Source organism: Amaricoccus solimangrovi (assembly GCF_006385685.1).
Taxonomy (GTDB): Bacteria; Pseudomonadota; Alphaproteobacteria; order Rhodobacterales; family Rhodobacteraceae; genus Amaricoccus; species Amaricoccus solimangrovi.
Genome location: NZ_VFRP01000026.1, coordinates 1 through 14,536, shown reverse-complemented (window position 1 = coordinate 14,536; position 14,536 = coordinate 1). Strand labels below are relative to the sequence as shown.

At 71.2% G+C, this 14,536-nt stretch carries 17 protein-coding genes; 12 read left to right on the top strand and 5 right to left on the bottom strand.

Annotation, left to right across the window (positions count from 1 at the left end; genetic code table 11):
- Nucleotides 1–28: 28 nt before the first annotated feature.
- Nucleotides 29–748 (bottom strand): DUF3108 domain-containing protein, encoded by a 720-nt coding sequence (locus FJM51_RS18955; protein WP_140455706.1) that lies wholly within the window; start codon nt 746–748, stop codon nt 29–31.
- Nucleotides 749–861: 113 nt separating this feature from the next.
- On the opposite strand from FJM51_RS18955, the gene meaB reads away from it, so the two are divergent.
- The 7 genes from meaB to FJM51_RS18920 all read left to right on the top strand — a co-directional run bounded on the left by meaB (nt 862) and on the right by FJM51_RS18920 (nt 6,706).
- Entirely contained in the window at nt 862–1,878 is a 1,017-nt protein-coding gene (meaB, locus tag FJM51_RS18950) for a methylmalonyl Co-A mutase-associated GTPase MeaB (RefSeq protein WP_233713185.1), read from the top strand.
- A gap of 160 nt (nt 1,879–2,038) precedes the next feature.
- The gene (gene rpmB / locus FJM51_RS18945; protein WP_140455705.1) at nt 2,039–2,326 is read left to right on the top strand and encodes a 50S ribosomal protein L28; all 288 of its coding nucleotides are present in this window, start codon (nt 2,039–2,041) and stop codon (nt 2,324–2,326) included.
- A gap of 366 nt (nt 2,327–2,692) precedes the next feature.
- Nucleotides 2,693–3,898, top strand: coding sequence for a type III PLP-dependent enzyme (locus FJM51_RS18940; RefSeq protein ID WP_140455704.1), 1,206 nt, complete (start codon nt 2,693–2,695; stop codon nt 3,896–3,898).
- 58 nt (nt 3,899–3,956) lie between these two features.
- Complete coding sequence (locus FJM51_RS18935) at nt 3,957–4,769, top strand: phosphodiesterase (RefSeq protein WP_140455703.1); 813 nt, start codon at nt 3,957–3,959, stop codon at nt 4,767–4,769.
- A 35-nt stretch (nt 4,770–4,804) separates the two neighbouring features.
- The gene (locus FJM51_RS18930; RefSeq protein ID WP_140455702.1) at nt 4,805–5,509 is read left to right on the top strand and encodes an endonuclease/exonuclease/phosphatase family protein; all 705 of its coding nucleotides are present in this window, start codon (nt 4,805–4,807) and stop codon (nt 5,507–5,509) included.
- A 74-nt stretch (nt 5,510–5,583) separates the two neighbouring features.
- Nucleotides 5,584–5,847, top strand: a complete 264-nt coding sequence (locus FJM51_RS18925; protein WP_140455743.1) for an EF-hand domain-containing protein — start codon at nt 5,584–5,586, stop codon at nt 5,845–5,847.
- A gap of 67 nt (nt 5,848–5,914) precedes the next feature.
- Entirely contained in the window at nt 5,915–6,706 is a 792-nt protein-coding gene (locus tag FJM51_RS18920; RefSeq protein ID WP_140455701.1) for an inositol monophosphatase family protein, read from the top strand.
- A gap of 37 nt (nt 6,707–6,743) precedes the next feature.
- Here the strand turns inward: FJM51_RS18920 and ygfZ are convergent, their stop codons facing one another.
- Both ygfZ and FJM51_RS18910 read right to left on the bottom strand, forming a co-directional pair.
- The gene (gene ygfZ, locus FJM51_RS18915; RefSeq protein ID WP_140455700.1) at nt 6,744–7,532 is read right to left on the bottom strand and encodes a CAF17-like 4Fe-4S cluster assembly/insertion protein YgfZ; all 789 of its coding nucleotides are present in this window, start codon (nt 7,530–7,532) and stop codon (nt 6,744–6,746) included.
- Nucleotides 7,533–7,541: 9 nt separating this feature from the next.
- The gene (locus FJM51_RS18910; protein ID WP_140455699.1) at nt 7,542–9,293 is read right to left on the bottom strand and encodes an ABC transporter ATP-binding protein; all 1,752 of its coding nucleotides are present in this window, start codon (nt 9,291–9,293) and stop codon (nt 7,542–7,544) included.
- Nucleotides 9,294–9,415: 122 nt separating this feature from the next.
- On the opposite strand from FJM51_RS18910, the gene FJM51_RS18905 reads away from it, so the two are divergent.
- The 5 genes from FJM51_RS18905 (at nt 9,416) to FJM51_RS18885 (ending at nt 12,259) form a co-directional block, all read left to right on the top strand.
- Nucleotides 9,416–10,657: a pyridoxal-phosphate-dependent aminotransferase family protein gene (locus tag FJM51_RS18905; protein ID WP_140455698.1), complete on the top strand. Its 1,242-nt coding sequence runs from the start codon at nt 9,416–9,418 to the stop codon at nt 10,655–10,657.
- 49 nt (nt 10,658–10,706) lie between these two features.
- Nucleotides 10,707–10,940 carry a glycine zipper 2TM domain-containing protein gene (locus tag FJM51_RS18900; RefSeq protein ID WP_140455697.1) on the top strand — a complete coding sequence of 78 codons (234 nt, stop codon included), beginning with the start codon at nt 10,707–10,709 and terminating at the stop codon, nt 10,938–10,940.
- 11 nt (nt 10,941–10,951) lie between these two features.
- Complete coding sequence (locus FJM51_RS18895) at nt 10,952–11,293, top strand: EF-hand domain-containing protein (protein WP_140455696.1); 342 nt, start codon at nt 10,952–10,954, stop codon at nt 11,291–11,293.
- A 108-nt stretch (nt 11,294–11,401) separates the two neighbouring features.
- Nucleotides 11,402–11,632, top strand: coding sequence for a YMGG-like glycine zipper-containing protein (locus tag FJM51_RS25995; RefSeq protein ID WP_233713184.1), 231 nt, complete (start codon nt 11,402–11,404; stop codon nt 11,630–11,632).
- A 111-nt stretch (nt 11,633–11,743) separates the two neighbouring features.
- A complete protein-coding gene (locus FJM51_RS18885) occupies nt 11,744–12,259 on the top strand; it encodes a DUF1269 domain-containing protein (RefSeq protein WP_140455694.1) in 516 nt (171 codons plus the stop codon).
- A 58-nt stretch (nt 12,260–12,317) separates the two neighbouring features.
- On the opposite strand, the gene iolG is transcribed toward FJM51_RS18885, so the two are convergent.
- Both iolG and FJM51_RS18875 read right to left on the bottom strand, forming a co-directional pair.
- On the bottom strand, nt 12,318–13,322 hold the full coding sequence (gene iolG, locus FJM51_RS18880; RefSeq protein WP_140455693.1) for an inositol 2-dehydrogenase: 1,005 nt from the start codon (nt 13,320–13,322) through the stop codon (nt 12,318–12,320).
- Between the two features lie 53 nt (nt 13,323–13,375).
- Nucleotides 13,376–14,320 carry a substrate-binding domain-containing protein gene (locus FJM51_RS18875; protein WP_140455692.1) on the bottom strand — a complete coding sequence of 315 codons (945 nt, stop codon included), beginning with the start codon at nt 14,318–14,320 and terminating at the stop codon, nt 13,376–13,378.
- Nucleotides 14,321–14,536 lie beyond the last annotated feature (216 nt).

Sequence of the window (14,536 nt, the reverse complement as noted above, 5' to 3'; positions counted from 1 at the left end):
TCGAGGCCCTGGCCGAGCGTGGTCCCGGTCAGCTCCGCCGCTCCATCGCCGCCGTGCCGAAGCTGGTCTTCGTCTCGATCCGCCGTACCTTCGCCATGCCGTCCGCGCCTTCGGAGAAGGTCAGGGTGAAGGGAAACTCCCTCTGGGACGAGAGCGTGTGCGGCTCGCCCTTCAGCCGCGCGTAGGTGCCCGCGCAGGTGAAGCCGCCCTTGACCGCGCGGCGCGGCCCGACGGTCAGGCGCGAGCGGCGCGACCCGTCGAAGATGTCGACCGTCGTCGCGCACATCCGCTCCGCCGGCCCGTCGCTCAGCACGGCGACGCCGGCGGCGACCGGATCGACCGTGCCCGCCTGCTCCCTCGGGTCAGGCTCGTCCTCGCGCGGCGGCTCGACCGTGACCTTGACCGGCACGCCGTTCTTCCAGTCGATGCGGGTGGTCCGCCGGCCGCTCGGGGAATCGGAGACCGCCTGGAAGAGCCGGGGCACCGGCCCGGCCTTGCCGAGCGCGCCGCTCGAGCTCGCCGCGTAGTCGAAGGTGAGGAAGGCGCCGACGATGCCGGCGGCGCTGATCCGCGCCTGTGCCGAATAGTCGCGCGCGCCGGTCTCGGGGGTGAAGGTCATGGTTCCGACCTTGAAGCCCGCGACATAGAAGTCGTAGTTGGCCGTCTGGGCCCGGGCGACGGCCGCGCCGGCCAGTCCGAGTGGAAGGGCGACGACGGCCGCGCGAAGGAGAGTGCGGAAGGTGGACATGCCGGGCGGACCTCGCGATTCTCGGGCGGGGAGCGAAAGAACGGATACGTCGATGGGAATATGCCAGCGGAAGCGACGGGGCCAAGGTGCAAAGCGGGAACCGGCGGTGACGCGTGCGTGACCCGCTGACCGACGGGGCGGCGCTCGAGGCGCTCGCGGAGCGGCTCGCCGCGGGCGACCGGCGCGCGCTCGCCCGGGCGATCACGCTGGTCGAATCGACCCGGCCCGACCACCGCCGCGCGGCCCGGCGCCTGCTCGACAGCCTGCCGCCGCGCGAGACGCCGAGCCTGCGGGTCGGGCTGACCGGCACGCCGGGCGTCGGCAAGTCGAGCTTCACCGAGGCGATGGGCACCCGGCTGACCGCGCGGGGCCAGCGAATCGCTGTGCTCGCGGTCGATCCCTCCTCGGCGCGCTCGGGCGGATCGATCCTCGGCGACAAGACGCGGATGGACCTGCTGTCGCGCGATCCGATGGCCTTCATCCGCCCCTCCCCCTCGAGCGCGGGCCTCGGCGGCGTCGGGCTCCGCACGCGCGAGACGATCCCGCTGGTCGAGGCCTGGGGCGCGGATGTGGTGCTGGTCGAGACGGTGGGCGTCGGCCAGTCCGAGACGATGGTCGCCGAGATGACCGACGTCTTCCTGCTCCTGCTCGCGCCCGGCGGCGGCGACGAGTTGCAGGGGGTGAAGCGCGGCATCATGGAGATGGCCGACATCATCCTCGTCAACAAGGCCGATGGCGACATGCTCGCCCAGGCGACGCGGACGCGGGCCGACTACGCGGGAGCGCTCCGGCTGCTACGCCACCGGCCCGGCGATCCGGAGGGCTATCCCCGCGCGCTCGCGGTCTCCTCGGCGACCGGCGACGGGCTCGACGGAGCCTGGGCGGCGGTCGAGAAACTGGCGGCCGCCCGCCGGGCGAGCGGCGCCTGGGAGGCGCGGCGGCGCGAACAGGCGGAGGCCTGGTTCTCCCGCGCGGTCGAGAGCGGCCTCGCGCGGCGCATGGCCGGCGACCCCCGCCTCGCCGCGCTCCGGGGCGAGCTCGCGGCCGAGGTCGGCGCGGGCGGGCTCGGGCCCGAGGTGGCGGCGGACCGGCTGCTCGCCGCGCTCTTCGGCGAGGCCGGAACCGGCTGAGGGCGGCGCGCGCTTCGACCTTGACGCGGCGGGGCCGCGCGCGTATGAGGCGCGCTCAAGTTTTCGGTCCGCGCGCTCCGGAAGTCCTTCCGGTGCCACGCGGCCTTGACGATGTTTTGGGGGCACCTCGGACGGGGGCCAAGCTGCAAGGAACCTGACGATGTCTCGTCGCTGCGAACTGACTGGCAAGGGCGTGATGGTTGGCAACAACGTCAGCCACGCCAACAACAAGACCAAGCGGCGCTTCATGCCGAACCTGAACGACGTGACCCTGACGAGCGAGAAGCTCGGCCAGAGCCACAAGTTCCGGATCTCGGCCGCCGCGCTCCGGACCGTCGATCACCGGGGCGGGCTCGACGCCTTCCTCGCCGCCGCGCCCGACGCCGAGCTTTCGCCGAAGGCGCTCCGCCTGAAGCGCGAGATCGCCAAGGCCGAGACCGCCGCCTGACATTCCGCCGGCGCCGCCCCCTGGGCGCCGGAGCCGCCGCATGCCGCGAAGCCCCGTCGCGCCCCCGCGCGACGGGGCTTTCGCTTGTCCGGACGCGGGCGCGCCGGCCCTCGTCGCGGTCGCGAAAAATTCATGATCCGTTAAGGACTTGCGACCTTCGCATCACGCGAGGCGAGCCAATCGGAAAATAATCGCCCGCCGCCCGAGAAAGTGCTTGATGTGAGGGGGGAAGGGCCTCATATCCCGGTCCCTGACGCCAACGCACGCACCTCTGCTCGGCCGCGCCTGACGTGGACTCAAGTAGCGACGGTAACGTCTCTTTTGGAAACGACGGGGTTAACTCCCCCGGGTCTGATGGAGATGACCATGTTGAACGCCGCCGCCCGACTGGGCATTTCCTCCGCTTCCCTGATCGACCAGCACCCCGCGAAAAGCGCGGTCAGCACCCGTCAGGACGCCTATATCCGCGAGAACGATTTCGCCGAGCCGACGGTCGTCTTCGACCTCGACATGCTCCGCGCGAAATACGACGCGCTCGTCGCCGGGCTCGGCGATGCGAGCGTGCATTACGCGGTCAAGGCCAACCCGGCGCCCGAGATCGTCGCCGCGCTGCGCGACCGCGGCGCGCGGTTCGACTGCGCCTCGAAGGGCGAGATCGACCTCTGCCTCGGCCAGGGCGTGCCCGCCTCCGAGATCGCCTTCGGCAACACGATCAAGCGCGCCTCCGACATCGCCTACGCGCACGCGGTGGGGGTGGAGCAGTTCGCCGTCGACGCCGAATCGGAACTGCGCAAGATCGCCGCGCACGCGCCGGGCGCCCGCGTCATTGTGCGCATGCTCGTCGAATCGTCGGACGCCGACTGGCCGCTGACCCGCAAGTTCGGCTGCGCGCCGCGCGAGGCGCTGCGGCTCATGGATCTCGGCCGCTATCTCGGCCTCGACGTGGCCGGCATCTCGTTCCATCCCGGCAGCCAGATGCGCGAGCCCCGGATGTGGGCCTCCGCGCTCGACGGCGCGCTGGCGCTCTGGACCGAGGCGAAGGCGAACGGCCACGACCTCAGGATCCTCAACATCGGCGGCGGCTTCCCGGCCTTCTACGGCCTGCCGCTGCCCGCGACCGAGGATTACGCGGCGGAGGTGATGCGCATGGTCCGCTCCCGCTTCGGCGCGGATGTGACCGTGATGGCGGAACCCGGACGCGGCCTCGTCGCCGAGGCGGGCGTCATCGTCGCCGAGGTGCTCCTCGTCTCGAAGAAGGACCAGGACGACCTGCAGCGCTGGGTCTATCTCGACATCGGCAAGTTCTCCGGCCTCGCCGAGACGATGGACGAGGCGATCCGCTACCAGTTCGAGACGCGCCACGGCGACTCCTGCGAGACCGGCCCCTGCATCCTCGCCGGCCCCTCCTGCGACTCGGCCGACGTGCTCTACGAGAAGCGCCCGGTCCAGCTGCCTCTGGACCTGACAGACGGGGACAAGGTGCGTATCCTCTGCACCGGCGCCTATACGACGAGCTACTCCTCGGTCGGTTTCAACGGCTTCCCGCCGCTGCGCTCGGTCTTCGTCGGCTGAGGCGGAGCCGGCCGGCCCGGAACCTCCTCGGGAGCGGACACGACCCCGAGGAGGACACATGCTGATCGCGCAGGTCACCGATCCCCATGTCTCGCTGCCGGGCACGATCCTGTTCGGCGGATACGACCCGGCGCGGGCGCTGACCGCGGTGCTGACCCGGCTCGCGCGGCTCGATCCGCGGCCGGACCTCGTCTTCCTCACCGGCGACCTGACCGAGAACGGGCGGCCGGAGGAATACGCCCATTTCCTGCGCCTGCTCGACGGCTTCGACCTGCCGATGGCGGCGATCCCCGGCAATCATGACCGCCGCGACGCCTTCGCCGCGGCCTTCCGCGACTCGCCCGTCCTGATCGGCGGGGATCCCGCGCCGGGGCTTCAGCTCGGGCTCGACCTCCCGCCGGCGCTGATCCTCGGGCTCGACACGCTCGGCCTCGAGGGCGATCCGGCCGGCGCGCTGCCGGAGGAGCGCCTCGCCTGGCTCGCGCGCCGGCTCGAAGCGGCGGAGGGGCGCCCCGCGCTCGTCTTCATGCACCATCCGCCGATCCTGACCGGAATCGCGGCGATGGACATCTGGCGCCTCGCCGATCCCGCGCCGCTCGAGGCGCTGCTGCGGCGGCACCCGAACGTGCTCCGCGTCGCCTGCGGCCACGTGCACCGCGCGGTCGAGGCCGGTTTCGCCGGCACGATCTGCGGCGTCTGCCCCTCGGTCGCCTGGGCCGTGCCGCTCTTCGAGCCGGCCATCCGCGCCCCCGTCGTCCGGCAGTGCCCGGCCTTCCAGCTTCACGCGCTCACCCCGTCGGGGCTCGTCACCCATACCGAGTTCCTGCGCGACTTCGACGACAGATTGCCGAGGGCGCCGCGTTCCGACTAGGCTCGGGCTCCCCGGTCGGCAGGAGATTCGGCGCGATGGCGGCGACGGCGCTTTTCGCCTCCTACAATGTGCACAAATGCGTCGGCACCGACCGGCGGTTCGACCCGGGCCGGATCGCGGCGGTGATCGCGGAGATCGATCCCGACGTGATCGCGCTCCAGGAGGCGGACCGCCGCTTCGGCGACCGCCGCGGCCTGCTCGACCTCGCGGCGCTGAGGGAGGCGACCGGGCTCGAGCCGGTGCCGGTCGCCAATGGTCACATGGGCCACGGCTGGCACGGCAACCTGCTGCTCTTCCGGGGCGGCGGCGCGAGGCAGGTGCGCCAGGTCACCCTGCCCGGGCTCGAACCGCGCGGCGCGCTGATGGCGGATCTGGCGCTCGCCCAGGGCGCGGTGCGGGTGCTCGGCGTCCATCTCGGCCTGCTGCGGCGGTCGCGGCTGCTGCAGGTCGGCTCGCTGCTCGGCCACGCGGCGGAGACGACGGACCTGCCCACCGTGCTGATGGGCGACATGAACGAATGGCGGCGGGAGCGGCGCTCGGCGCTCTCGGGCTTCGCCGCCGGATTCGGGCCGGTCGGGGCGGGCGTCCCGAGCTTTCCCGCCTATTTCCCGGTGCTCGCGCTCGACCGGATGATCGCGCGGCCCGCGGGCGTGCTCGGCCAGGTCGAGACGCACGACTCGCCGCTCGCCCGGCGGGCGTCGGACCATCTGCCGATCAAGGCGCGGATCACGCTCGGCTGAGCGCCGGCGCCCGCGCGGCTGGCGCCGCCCCGCCGGCTCTGCTAGGCCGGCCCCGCAACCGCAGGAGATCCCGCATGCCCCGTCCCCGCACCCTGAGCCTCGCCATCGCCGCGGGCCTGCTCCTCGGCTCCGCCGGCACGGCGAGCGCCACCGCCTTCGGCCGTGCCGACACGAACCACGACGGGCGCGTGACCTACGAGGAGACGCGAACGGTGATGCCGAAGCTGAAGCAGGTGAGCTTCGACCGGTTCGACACGAACAAGGACGGCTTCATCGAGAAGAACGAATGGTCCGGGCTCGACGCCTTCTATACCTTCACCTACATGCAGCGGAACTGAGCCGGGGCCTTGCCGCCCGGGACGAAAGCCATCATAAGGCGCCGTTCCCCAATTCAGGTAGTGCGAGATGACCCAAGCCTCGGCCAATGTGAACGTCATGATCCGGGCCGCGCGCAAGGCGGCGCGGGGCCTCGTCCGCGACTTCGGCGAGGTGGAAAACCTTCAGGTCTCCGCCAAGGGCCCGGGTGATTTCGTCAGCCGCGCCGATCTCAAGGCCGAGCAGGTGATCCGCGAGGAACTGACCGAGGCGCGGCCGAACTACGGCTGGCTCGGCGAAGAGAGCGAGGAGGTGAAGGGGGCCGACCCGACGCGGCGCTGGATCGTCGATCCGCTCGACGGCACCACCAACTTCCTGCACGGCATCCCGCACTGGGCGGTCTCCATCGCGCTGGAGCACAAGGGCGAGATCGTCGCGGGCGTGGTCTACGACCCGGCGAAGGACGAGATGTTCGTCGCCGAGAAGGGCGCGGGCGCCTATGTGAACGACCGGCGCATCCGCGTCTCCGGCCGCCGCGAGATGGCCGACATGATCTTCGGCACCGGAATTCCCTGGGCCGGCAGCCGTGACCTGCCTTCGACGCTGCGCGAGATCGCCGCGCTGTCGCCGCGCACCGCCGGGATCCGCCGCATGGGCGCCGCGGCGCTCGACTTCGCCTATGTCGCCGCCGGCCGGCTCGACGGGTTCTGGGAACACGGGCTGAGGCCCTGGGACATGGCGGCGGGGCTGCTGCTGGTGCGCGAGGCGGGCGGCTTCGCCGGTCCGCTCGCCGAGGGCGCCGAGATCTTCGAGAGCCGGGGCGTGGTCGCGGCCAATGCGAACGCCTTCGAGCCGCTGACGAAGATCCTGCGCGAGGCATGAGCCCCGAATCACCCGGGAAGGCGGACGGATGTCCGCCCTACGGGTCGGGGGTGATCTCGGCCGCGCCGGCCCGGAGCACGCCCTGGGCGCGGTCGAAGCGCAGGTAGGCCAGCCCCGCCCCCTCGCCCACCGTGAGCACGGTCCCGACCGGCTTGCCCCCGGCGGTGATCTCCGTCCCCGGTTCCGGCGCCGGACCCGCGAGGCGCACGCGCGCGAGCCCCTTGCGAAGCTCGGTCTTGTGCTTCATCCGGGCCGTCACCTCCTGCCCGACGTAGCAGCCCTTGCGGAAATCGACGCCCCGCAGCCGCTCGAACCCCATCTCGAGGATGTAGCTGTCGTCGGGAAGAAGCTCGAGTCCGGTCTCGGGGACGACATGCGCGATCCGGAGCGCCGTCATCGCGGCGGGATCGAGCGGCGCCATGCCGGCGAGGATCAGATCCGGATCGGCGCCATAGGCCCGCCAGCCGAGTTCGGCGAGCCTGGGATCGACGAAGCAGAGCGGGACGAGCGGCGGCGCGCCGAGGCCGAGCACCACGGCGAGGTCGGCCTCCCCGATCTCGACCCGGGCGCGGAGCCGGTACATCGCGAGCCGCCGCGCCAGCGCCTCGGCGCGGTCGGCGGCGACGTCGACGAGGATCGTCTCGCCGTCGGGCACGAGGAAGAAGTCGAAGAGATATTTCCCCTGCGGCGTCAGCAGCGCGGCGTAGACCGGCCCGGTCTCGAGCCCCTTCACGTCGTTCGTCACGAGGTTCTGCAGGAACTCGCGCGCATCGGCGCCCGAGACGCGCAGCACGGCCCGGTCGGCCGCGTGAAATCCGGCGGTCATCTTTCCTCCTCAGGCGCCCGAGAACTGCAGCGCGTAGAGATCCGCGTAGAGGCCGCCCAGGTCGAGCAGCTGCTGATGCGTGCCCTGTTCGACGATGCGGCCCCGGTCCATGACGACGATATGGTCGGCGTCGAGGATGGTGGCAAGGCGATGCGCGATGACGAGCGTGGTGCGCCCCGCCGCGAGCCGGTCGAGCGCGCCCCGGATCGCCGCCTCGCTCTCGGCGTCGAGCGCGGAGGTCGGCTCGTCGAGCAGCAGGATCGGCGCGTCGCGCAGGATCGCGCGCGCGATCGAGAGCCGCTGCCGCTCGCCGCCCGAGAACTGCCCGGCCGAGGGGCTGACCTGCGTGTCGTAGCCCTTCGGCAGCGCCGAGATGAACCCGTCCGCCGCCGCGTCGCGGGCCGCCGCCTCGATCTCCGCGCGATCGGCGGAGCGCCGGCCGAAGCCGATGTTCCGCGCGACCGTGCCGGTGAGCAGGATCGAATCCTGGCTCACAACCGCGATCTGATCGCGCAGCGAGGCGAGCGTCAGGTCGCGCAGGTCGTGGCCGTCGAGCAGCACCCGCCCCCCGGTCGGATCGTAGAGCCGGGGAAGCAGGTTGAAGACGGTCGACTTGCCCGCGCCGGACCGGCCGACGAAGGCGACGCGGCTGCCGGCGCGGATGCGCAGCGTGAAGTCGTTGAGCGCGACATGGCCGTCGGGATAGGCGAATTCCACCTCGTCGAAGACGATCTCCCCCCGCGCCCGCGCGATCGTCTCGGCGCCGTCGACGATGGTGTTCTCCGCGTCGAACAGCATGAAGACGCGGTCGAGCGCCCCCGCCCCCTGCTGCATCTGCGCGTAGGTCGAGCCGAGCCGCCGCGCCGGGCCGGAGGCGACGCCGAGACCGGTCAGCAGGCCGGTGAAATCGGCGATCGAGGTCGTGCCATGGCTCATCCGGATGCCGACGACGAGCAGCAGCACGGCGATCGCGATCCCCGCCAGCGCCTCCATCAGCGGCGAGACGCGCGCGCTCCACTGGTTCTGCCGGTTCTTCAGGCTGAAGAGCCGCTCGAAGATGCTGGCCGCGTTCTCCGACAGCGGCTCCTCGAGCCGGTAGGTCCGCGCCATCCGGATCCCCGTCAGCCCCTCGGTCACCTCGCTCGTCATCGAGGCGATCTCGGCCTGGGTCTTGCGGCTGATCTTCTTCAGCCGCGAGCCGATCAGGTTCACCGGCAGCACCGCGATCCCGAAGATCAGCACCATCGCGATGGTGAGCGGCGCGTCGATCGTCAGCATCGCCGCGAAGGAGAAGACCATGATCAGGATGCCCGAGAGCCCGCCGAGCGCGCCCCGGACCGCGCCCGAGATCAGCGCGATGTCGGAGGAGAACCGCGCGGCCAGCCCCGCCGGCGCCTCGGTCGCGAGCCGGGCGAGATCGCTCCCGACGAGCTGGCGGAACATCTCCTTCTGGAGATCGGCCTCCATCCGCGTGACGAAGCGGTTCGACGAGGTCTCGCGGTAGTAGTCGGCGAGCCCCTTGATCGCGGTCAGCGCGACGACGCCGAACGGACCCCACCAGATCACCGAGAAGTCGCTGTCCTCGAAGGAATTCATCACCTCCTGGATCAGCTTGGTATATCCCGCCGAGGCGACCGCGACGATCACCATCATGGCGAGCGTGAAGAGGGCCGTCGGCCAGTTCTTCCGGAGCCAGTCCCGCCACAGGCGGACGAAGGGACGCGTGCGCGGCTCGCCTGAGTCGATTTTTGTCTTGCCCATGTCGCTTTCCTGGAGGTTCCCGGGTGGTATCACGCGGATGCGACCGCGACAAACCCGGAATCGGCATTCCGCCCGCCCGCGGTTTCGCCTAGTCTCGCGCGCGCCAACGGAGCTTCCTTGCCATGTCGTTTTCCTACGGACGCGCGATCCGCGCCATCCCCGGCCCCTCGATGATTCCCGACCGCGTGCTGAACGCGATGCACCAGGCCGCCCCCAACATCTACGAGGGCGAGCTGGTCGAACTGACCGGGACGGTCCGGTCCGACCTCCGCCGCGTGGCCCGCACCGAGGGCGCGGTGGCGATCTACATCGGCAACGGCCATGCGATGTGGGAGGCCTCGCTCGCCAACATGGCGCGGCCCGGCGAGCGGATCCTCGTCCTTCTCACCGGGCGCTTCGGCCGCGGCTGGGCGGAGACGGCGCGGCGCCTGGGGATCGAGGTCGAGACGATCGACTTCGGCTTCCGGGGCGCGGTCGAGCCGGGCCGGATCGAGGACCATCTGCGCGCCGACGCGGACCGGCGGATCCGGGCGGTGCTGACCACCCAGACCGACACCGCCTCCTCGGCGCTGACCGACATCCGGGCCGTCCGCGCCGCGATCGACGCCGCCGGCCATCCCGCGCTCCTCGCCGTCGATTGCGTGGCGAGCCTCGCCGCCGACCGGTTCGAGATGGATGCCTGGGGCGTCGACGTGATGATCTCCGCCTGCCAGAAGGGGCTGATGACGCCCCCCGGCCTCGGCTTCACCTTCCAGAGCGACAAGGCGATGGCCGAGGGCGTGCCCTGCCCGAGCCCCTACTGGGACTGGCGCCCCCGCTCGAAACCGGGGCTGTTCTACGAACTCTTCCACGGCACCGCGCCGACGCATCACCTCTTCGGGCTGCGCGAGGCGCTCGACATGATCCTGCTCGAGGAGGGGCTCGGGAATGTCTGGGCGCGTCACGCGGTCTTCGCCCGCGCGGTGGCGGCGGCGGTCGAGGCCTGGGGGCGCGCGGGCGCGCTCGAACTCAACATCCCCGCCGCCCCGGCCCGGAGCTACGCGGTCACCACGATCCGGACCGGCCCGGGCGAGGCCGGGCGCATCCGCGCCTGGTGCGAGGAGATCGCGGGCGTCACCCTCGGGATCGGCCTCGAGACGCCGGGGGTCGATCCCTCCAGCATGTTCCGGATCGCCCATATGGGCCATCTGAACCCGCCGACGCTGCTCGGCACGCTCGCGACGGTCGAGACCGCGCTCGACGCGCTCGGCATCGCGCATGGCCCGGGCGCGGTCGAGGCGGCCTCGCGCGTGATCGCCGCCGCCGACCGCGAACGCGCGCGGGGCGGCGCGGAATCAGTGGAACGGCGAATCGCCATCGGGTAACGATTCCTCGCGCGTCCGCGCATCCGCGGGCGGCCGGGAGGAGGAACCCATGATCCGAACCGCCTTCGCGGCGCTCGCAGGCGCCACGCTCGTGCTGGCCGCCTGCTCCAACGCCACGCCCCAGGAAAAACACGAACTCGGCTGCGCCGCCGGAACCCTGACCGGCGCGGTGCTCGGCGGCCTCGTCGGCAGCGCCTTCGGCAAGGGCGGCGGACACGATCTCATGGTCGCCGCCGGCGCCGGCGCGGGCGCCGGCCTCGGCACGCTCGCCTGCAAGCAGTGAGGGGGACGACCATGCGCATCCTGACGACCGCCACCATCGCCCTCGCACTCGGCGCCCTGCCGGCGCTCGCGCAGGGCATTCCCGCCCAGGGCCTCGCCGCGGTGGACAAGAACGGCGACGGCGTGGTCACGCGGGACGAGATGATCGCGACGATGGACGCGGCCTTCGTCCAGCTCGACACCGACCGGGACGGCTATCTCTCCGCGGCCGAGGCCGAGGTCACGATCACGTCGGAGCAGTTCGCCGCGGCCGACACGAACGGCGACGGCCGCGTCTCCAAGGAGGAGTTCATCACCGTGATCGTCGCGGATTTCAACGATTCCGACAAGAACGGCGACGGCGTCCTGAACTGACGCGGCGGGCGGCGCGGAACAACCGGGCCGCGCGGCGCATTGGATCCGAGGCGGGCCGGGCGCGCGGCGGCCCGCCTCGCGTCGCGCCGCGCGGTGTGTGAGGGAATGATGAAGACGAGCCTGATCCTGACCCTGCTGGCCGGACTCGCGGCCGCCGGCTGTACCAACAACCCATCGACGAACCGGAACCTGCAATGCGCGGGCGGCGTGCTCGGCGGCGCGGCCATCGGCGGCGTGCTCGGCAACCAGATCGGCGGCGGCACCGGCAAGCAGGTCGCGACGGCGGTCGGCGCGGGCGCGGGCGCCGCGGCCGGCACCCAGCTCCAGGCCTGCCAGTAGCTCCGGGCGAAAGGCGTCCGTGACCGACCGGCGCGTTGACGCGCCGGATCGGCCATTCTACGCAGATCGCGTCCGAATTGCCCGGACGCGGTCCCAAACGGAGACGCTCTCATGGCCGACCTGATCGCAGTCACCTTCCCCTCCGAGGCGCAGGCCGAGGAAGTCCGGAACAGGATCCTCGAACTCCAGAAGGAATATCTGATCGACATCGGCGACGCCGTGATCGCGGTGAAGTCCGAATCCGGTCACGTGAAGCTCAACCAGCTCATCAGCACCACGGCGGCGGGCGCGGCGGGCGGCAGCTTCTGGGGCCTGCTGATCGGCGTGCTGTTCCTCAACCCGCTGGTCGGGGTCGCCGCGGGCGCGGGCGCCGGCGCGCTCGCGGGCGCGCTGACCGACGTGGGCGTGAACGACCGCTTCATGAAGGATCTCGCCGAGCAGAAGATCGAACCCGGCCAGGCCGTGCTCTTCGTGCTGGTGAAGAAGGTGACCGGCGACAAGGTGCTGGAGGCGCTCCGGGGCGTCGGCGGCACCGTCCTGCAGACCTCGCTCGACCATACGCGCGAGGATGCGCTGCGCAAGGCGCTCGCGGGCGAGGCCGAGAACGAGCCGGCCCCGGGCGTGTGAACGCGAACGGGCGCGGAGAGGCCTCCGCGCCCGCCGTCCGTTGCGGGTCCGCTCCGGCTCAGCCGGTGATCTCGGAGACCTGGACCTTGCGCCCCTCCTTGACCGACTTCAGCGCGGCGTCGGCCAGCGCCAGCGCCAGCAGCCCATCCTCGCCGCTCGGGCTCATCGGCGCGCCGCTCCCGATCGCGTCGATGAAGGCCGCGATCTCGGCGGAATAGGCGGCCGGGTAGCGGTTCATGAAGAAGTCGAGCAGCGGCGGCCGGGTGAAACCCGCGCCGGTCGCGACCTCGATCGAGACCTCGCGCTGGTTCTCGGCGGCGGCCATGCCCTTCGAGCCTAGCACCTCGACGCGCTGGTCGTAGCCGTAGGTCGCCCGGCGGGAGTTCGAGATCACGCACTGCTTGCCGCTCGCGGTCTCCAGCATCACGTTGACGCTGTCGTAATCCCCGGCCTCGCCGATCGCCTTGTCGGTCAAGACGGCGGCGTGCGCCGTCACCGCCACCGGCTCCTCGCCGAGCAGGAAGCGCGCCATGTCGAAGTCGTGGATCGTCATGTCGCGGAAGATGCCGCCCGAGCGCTCGATATAGGAGATCGGCGGCGCGCCCGGATCGCGCGAGACGATCGTCACCATCTCGACCTCGCCGAGGCTCCCGTCGTCGATCGCCTTCCTGACCGCGCCGAAATGCGGGTCGAAACGGCGGTTGAAACCGACCATCAGCCTGCCCTTCTCGGCCTCGACGACCTTCAGGCACTCCTTGACGCGCGCGACCGAGAGATCGACCGGCTTCTCGCAGAACACCGCCTTGCCCGCCTTCACGAAGCGCTCGATCAGGTCGGAATGCGTGTCGGTCGGCGTGCAGATCACCACCGCGTCGATGTCGGAGGCGGCCTCGATCGCCTCGATCGCGCGCACCTCGCAGCCGTATTCGGCGGCCAGCGCCTCGGCGGCCGGCGCCATCGCATCCGCCACCGCGACGAGCTTCGCGGCCGAATTGCCCGAGACCGCGCGCGCATGAACCTTGCCGATCCGGCCCGCGCCGAGCACAGCGAAACGAACAGTCATCTTCTTCTCTCCCGAGGAAATCGGGGGCGGAGTTTTCTCTCCGCCCCTCCTGATCAATGGTGCTGGTAGTCCGCGAGATTGGCGGGCGTCACCAGCTCGAAGGGGACGTAGATCTTCTTCTCCGGCACCGCCTCGCCGGCGATGAACCGGATGGCGGTCTCGACCGCGCCCTCGCCCTGGGCCCTGGCGTTGTGGAAGACCGTCACGTCGAGATCGCCGCCCGCGACGGCGGCGAGCCCGTCGGTCGTGCCGTCGACGCCGCCGATCACCACGTCCCCGAGCGGCACGCCCGCCGCCCGGAGCGCCTGGGCCGCGCCGATCGCCATCTCGTCGTTGTTGGAGATGATCGCATCGGGCGCGATCCCGGCGGCGAGCCAGTTGGTCATCAGGTCGGTGCCCTGGGTGCGCTGCCAGTTGCCGGTCTGTTCCTCGAGCACGTCGATGAAGGCGCAGTCGTCGCTCTCGATCACCGCCCTGGCGGCGGCGGTGCGCTCGCGCGCCGCCTGATTCGAGAGCTCGCCCATCATGATGACGGCCTTCGCGCCCTCGCCCTTGCCCGCTTCCCTGAGCAGCCGGCAGATCTCGCGCGTCTCGAGCATGCCCGCCTGCCGCTCCTCGGAGCCGACGAAGGCCTCGTTCTCCGGCAGGTCGTCGACATTGATCGGCTGGCGGTTCACGTAGACGAGCGGGATGCCGGCGGACGAGGCGGCGGCGGTCATCGCCATGGTCGCATCGGTGTCGACGGGAACCACGATGATCGCATCGACGCCCGAGGCGATGAAGTTCTCGATCTGGCTCAGCTGCCGGCCGACGTCGTTCTGCGCGTCCTCGACCTGGACGTCGAGCCCCTTGTCGGTGGCGTAGGACTGCATCCCGTTGCGCAGGATGGTGAGGAAGTTGTCGTCGAACAGTGCCATCGAGATGCCGATGTTCTCCGCCATGGCGGCGGGCGCGAACAGGGTCAGGGCGAGGGCGGTGCCCGTCAGGAGTCGTTTCATGCGTCGGAAACTTTTCGAATGGATGTGTGGAAGGAACCTGCGCGGCGGAACCGCCGGCGCGCCGGCTGCGAGGGCCCCCGTCGGGTGACGGCGGGGGCCGGCGGGTTCCCTCCCTGCTGGAGGTGAGCTCAGCTCTTCTTGGAGCGCTTCTTCTGGCGCTGGACGTCGACGACGACGGCGGCGACGATGATGAGGCCCTTCACGATCTCCTGGTAG

What these genes read in the sequence shown, in the direction of transcription:
- FJM51_RS18905 (WP_140455698.1), top strand. Translation starts at nt 9,416, where the DNA reads ATGTCGTTTTCCTACGGACGCGCGATCCGCGCCATCCCCGGCCCCTCG.
- FJM51_RS18925 (WP_140455743.1), top strand. Translation starts at nt 5,584, where the DNA reads ATGCCCCGTCCCCGCACCCTGAGCCTCGCCATCGCCGCGGGCCTGCTC.
- FJM51_RS18895 (WP_140455696.1), top strand. Translation starts at nt 10,952, where the DNA reads ATGCGCATCCTGACGACCGCCACCATCGCCCTCGCACTCGGCGCCCTG.
- FJM51_RS18955 (WP_140455706.1), bottom strand. Translation starts at nt 748, where the DNA reads ATGTCCACCTTCCGCACTCTCCTTCGCGCGGCCGTCGTCGCCCTTCCA.
- FJM51_RS18935 (WP_140455703.1), top strand. Translation starts at nt 3,957, where the DNA reads ATGCTGATCGCGCAGGTCACCGATCCCCATGTCTCGCTGCCGGGCACG.
- FJM51_RS18910 (WP_140455699.1), bottom strand. Translation starts at nt 9,293, where the DNA reads ATGGGCAAGACAAAAATCGACTCAGGCGAGCCGCGCACGCGTCCCTTC.
- FJM51_RS18875 (WP_140455692.1), bottom strand. Translation starts at nt 14,320, where the DNA reads ATGAAACGACTCCTGACGGGCACCGCCCTCGCCCTGACCCTGTTCGCG.
- FJM51_RS18920 (WP_140455701.1), top strand. Translation starts at nt 5,915, where the DNA reads ATGACCCAAGCCTCGGCCAATGTGAACGTCATGATCCGGGCCGCGCGC.
- FJM51_RS18885 (WP_140455694.1), top strand. Translation starts at nt 11,744, where the DNA reads ATGGCCGACCTGATCGCAGTCACCTTCCCCTCCGAGGCGCAGGCCGAG.
- ygfZ (WP_140455700.1), bottom strand. Translation starts at nt 7,532, where the DNA reads ATGACCGCCGGATTTCACGCGGCCGACCGGGCCGTGCTGCGCGTCTCG.
- FJM51_RS18930 (WP_140455702.1), top strand. Translation starts at nt 4,805, where the DNA reads ATGGCGGCGACGGCGCTTTTCGCCTCCTACAATGTGCACAAATGCGTC.
- FJM51_RS18940 (WP_140455704.1), top strand. Translation starts at nt 2,693, where the DNA reads ATGTTGAACGCCGCCGCCCGACTGGGCATTTCCTCCGCTTCCCTGATC.
- iolG (WP_140455693.1), bottom strand. Translation starts at nt 13,322, where the DNA reads ATGACTGTTCGTTTCGCTGTGCTCGGCGCGGGCCGGATCGGCAAGGTT.
- rpmB (WP_140455705.1), top strand. Translation starts at nt 2,039, where the DNA reads ATGTCTCGTCGCTGCGAACTGACTGGCAAGGGCGTGATGGTTGGCAAC.
- FJM51_RS18900 (WP_140455697.1), top strand. Translation starts at nt 10,707, where the DNA reads ATGATCCGAACCGCCTTCGCGGCGCTCGCAGGCGCCACGCTCGTGCTG.
- FJM51_RS25995 (WP_233713184.1), top strand. Translation starts at nt 11,402, where the DNA reads ATGAAGACGAGCCTGATCCTGACCCTGCTGGCCGGACTCGCGGCCGCC.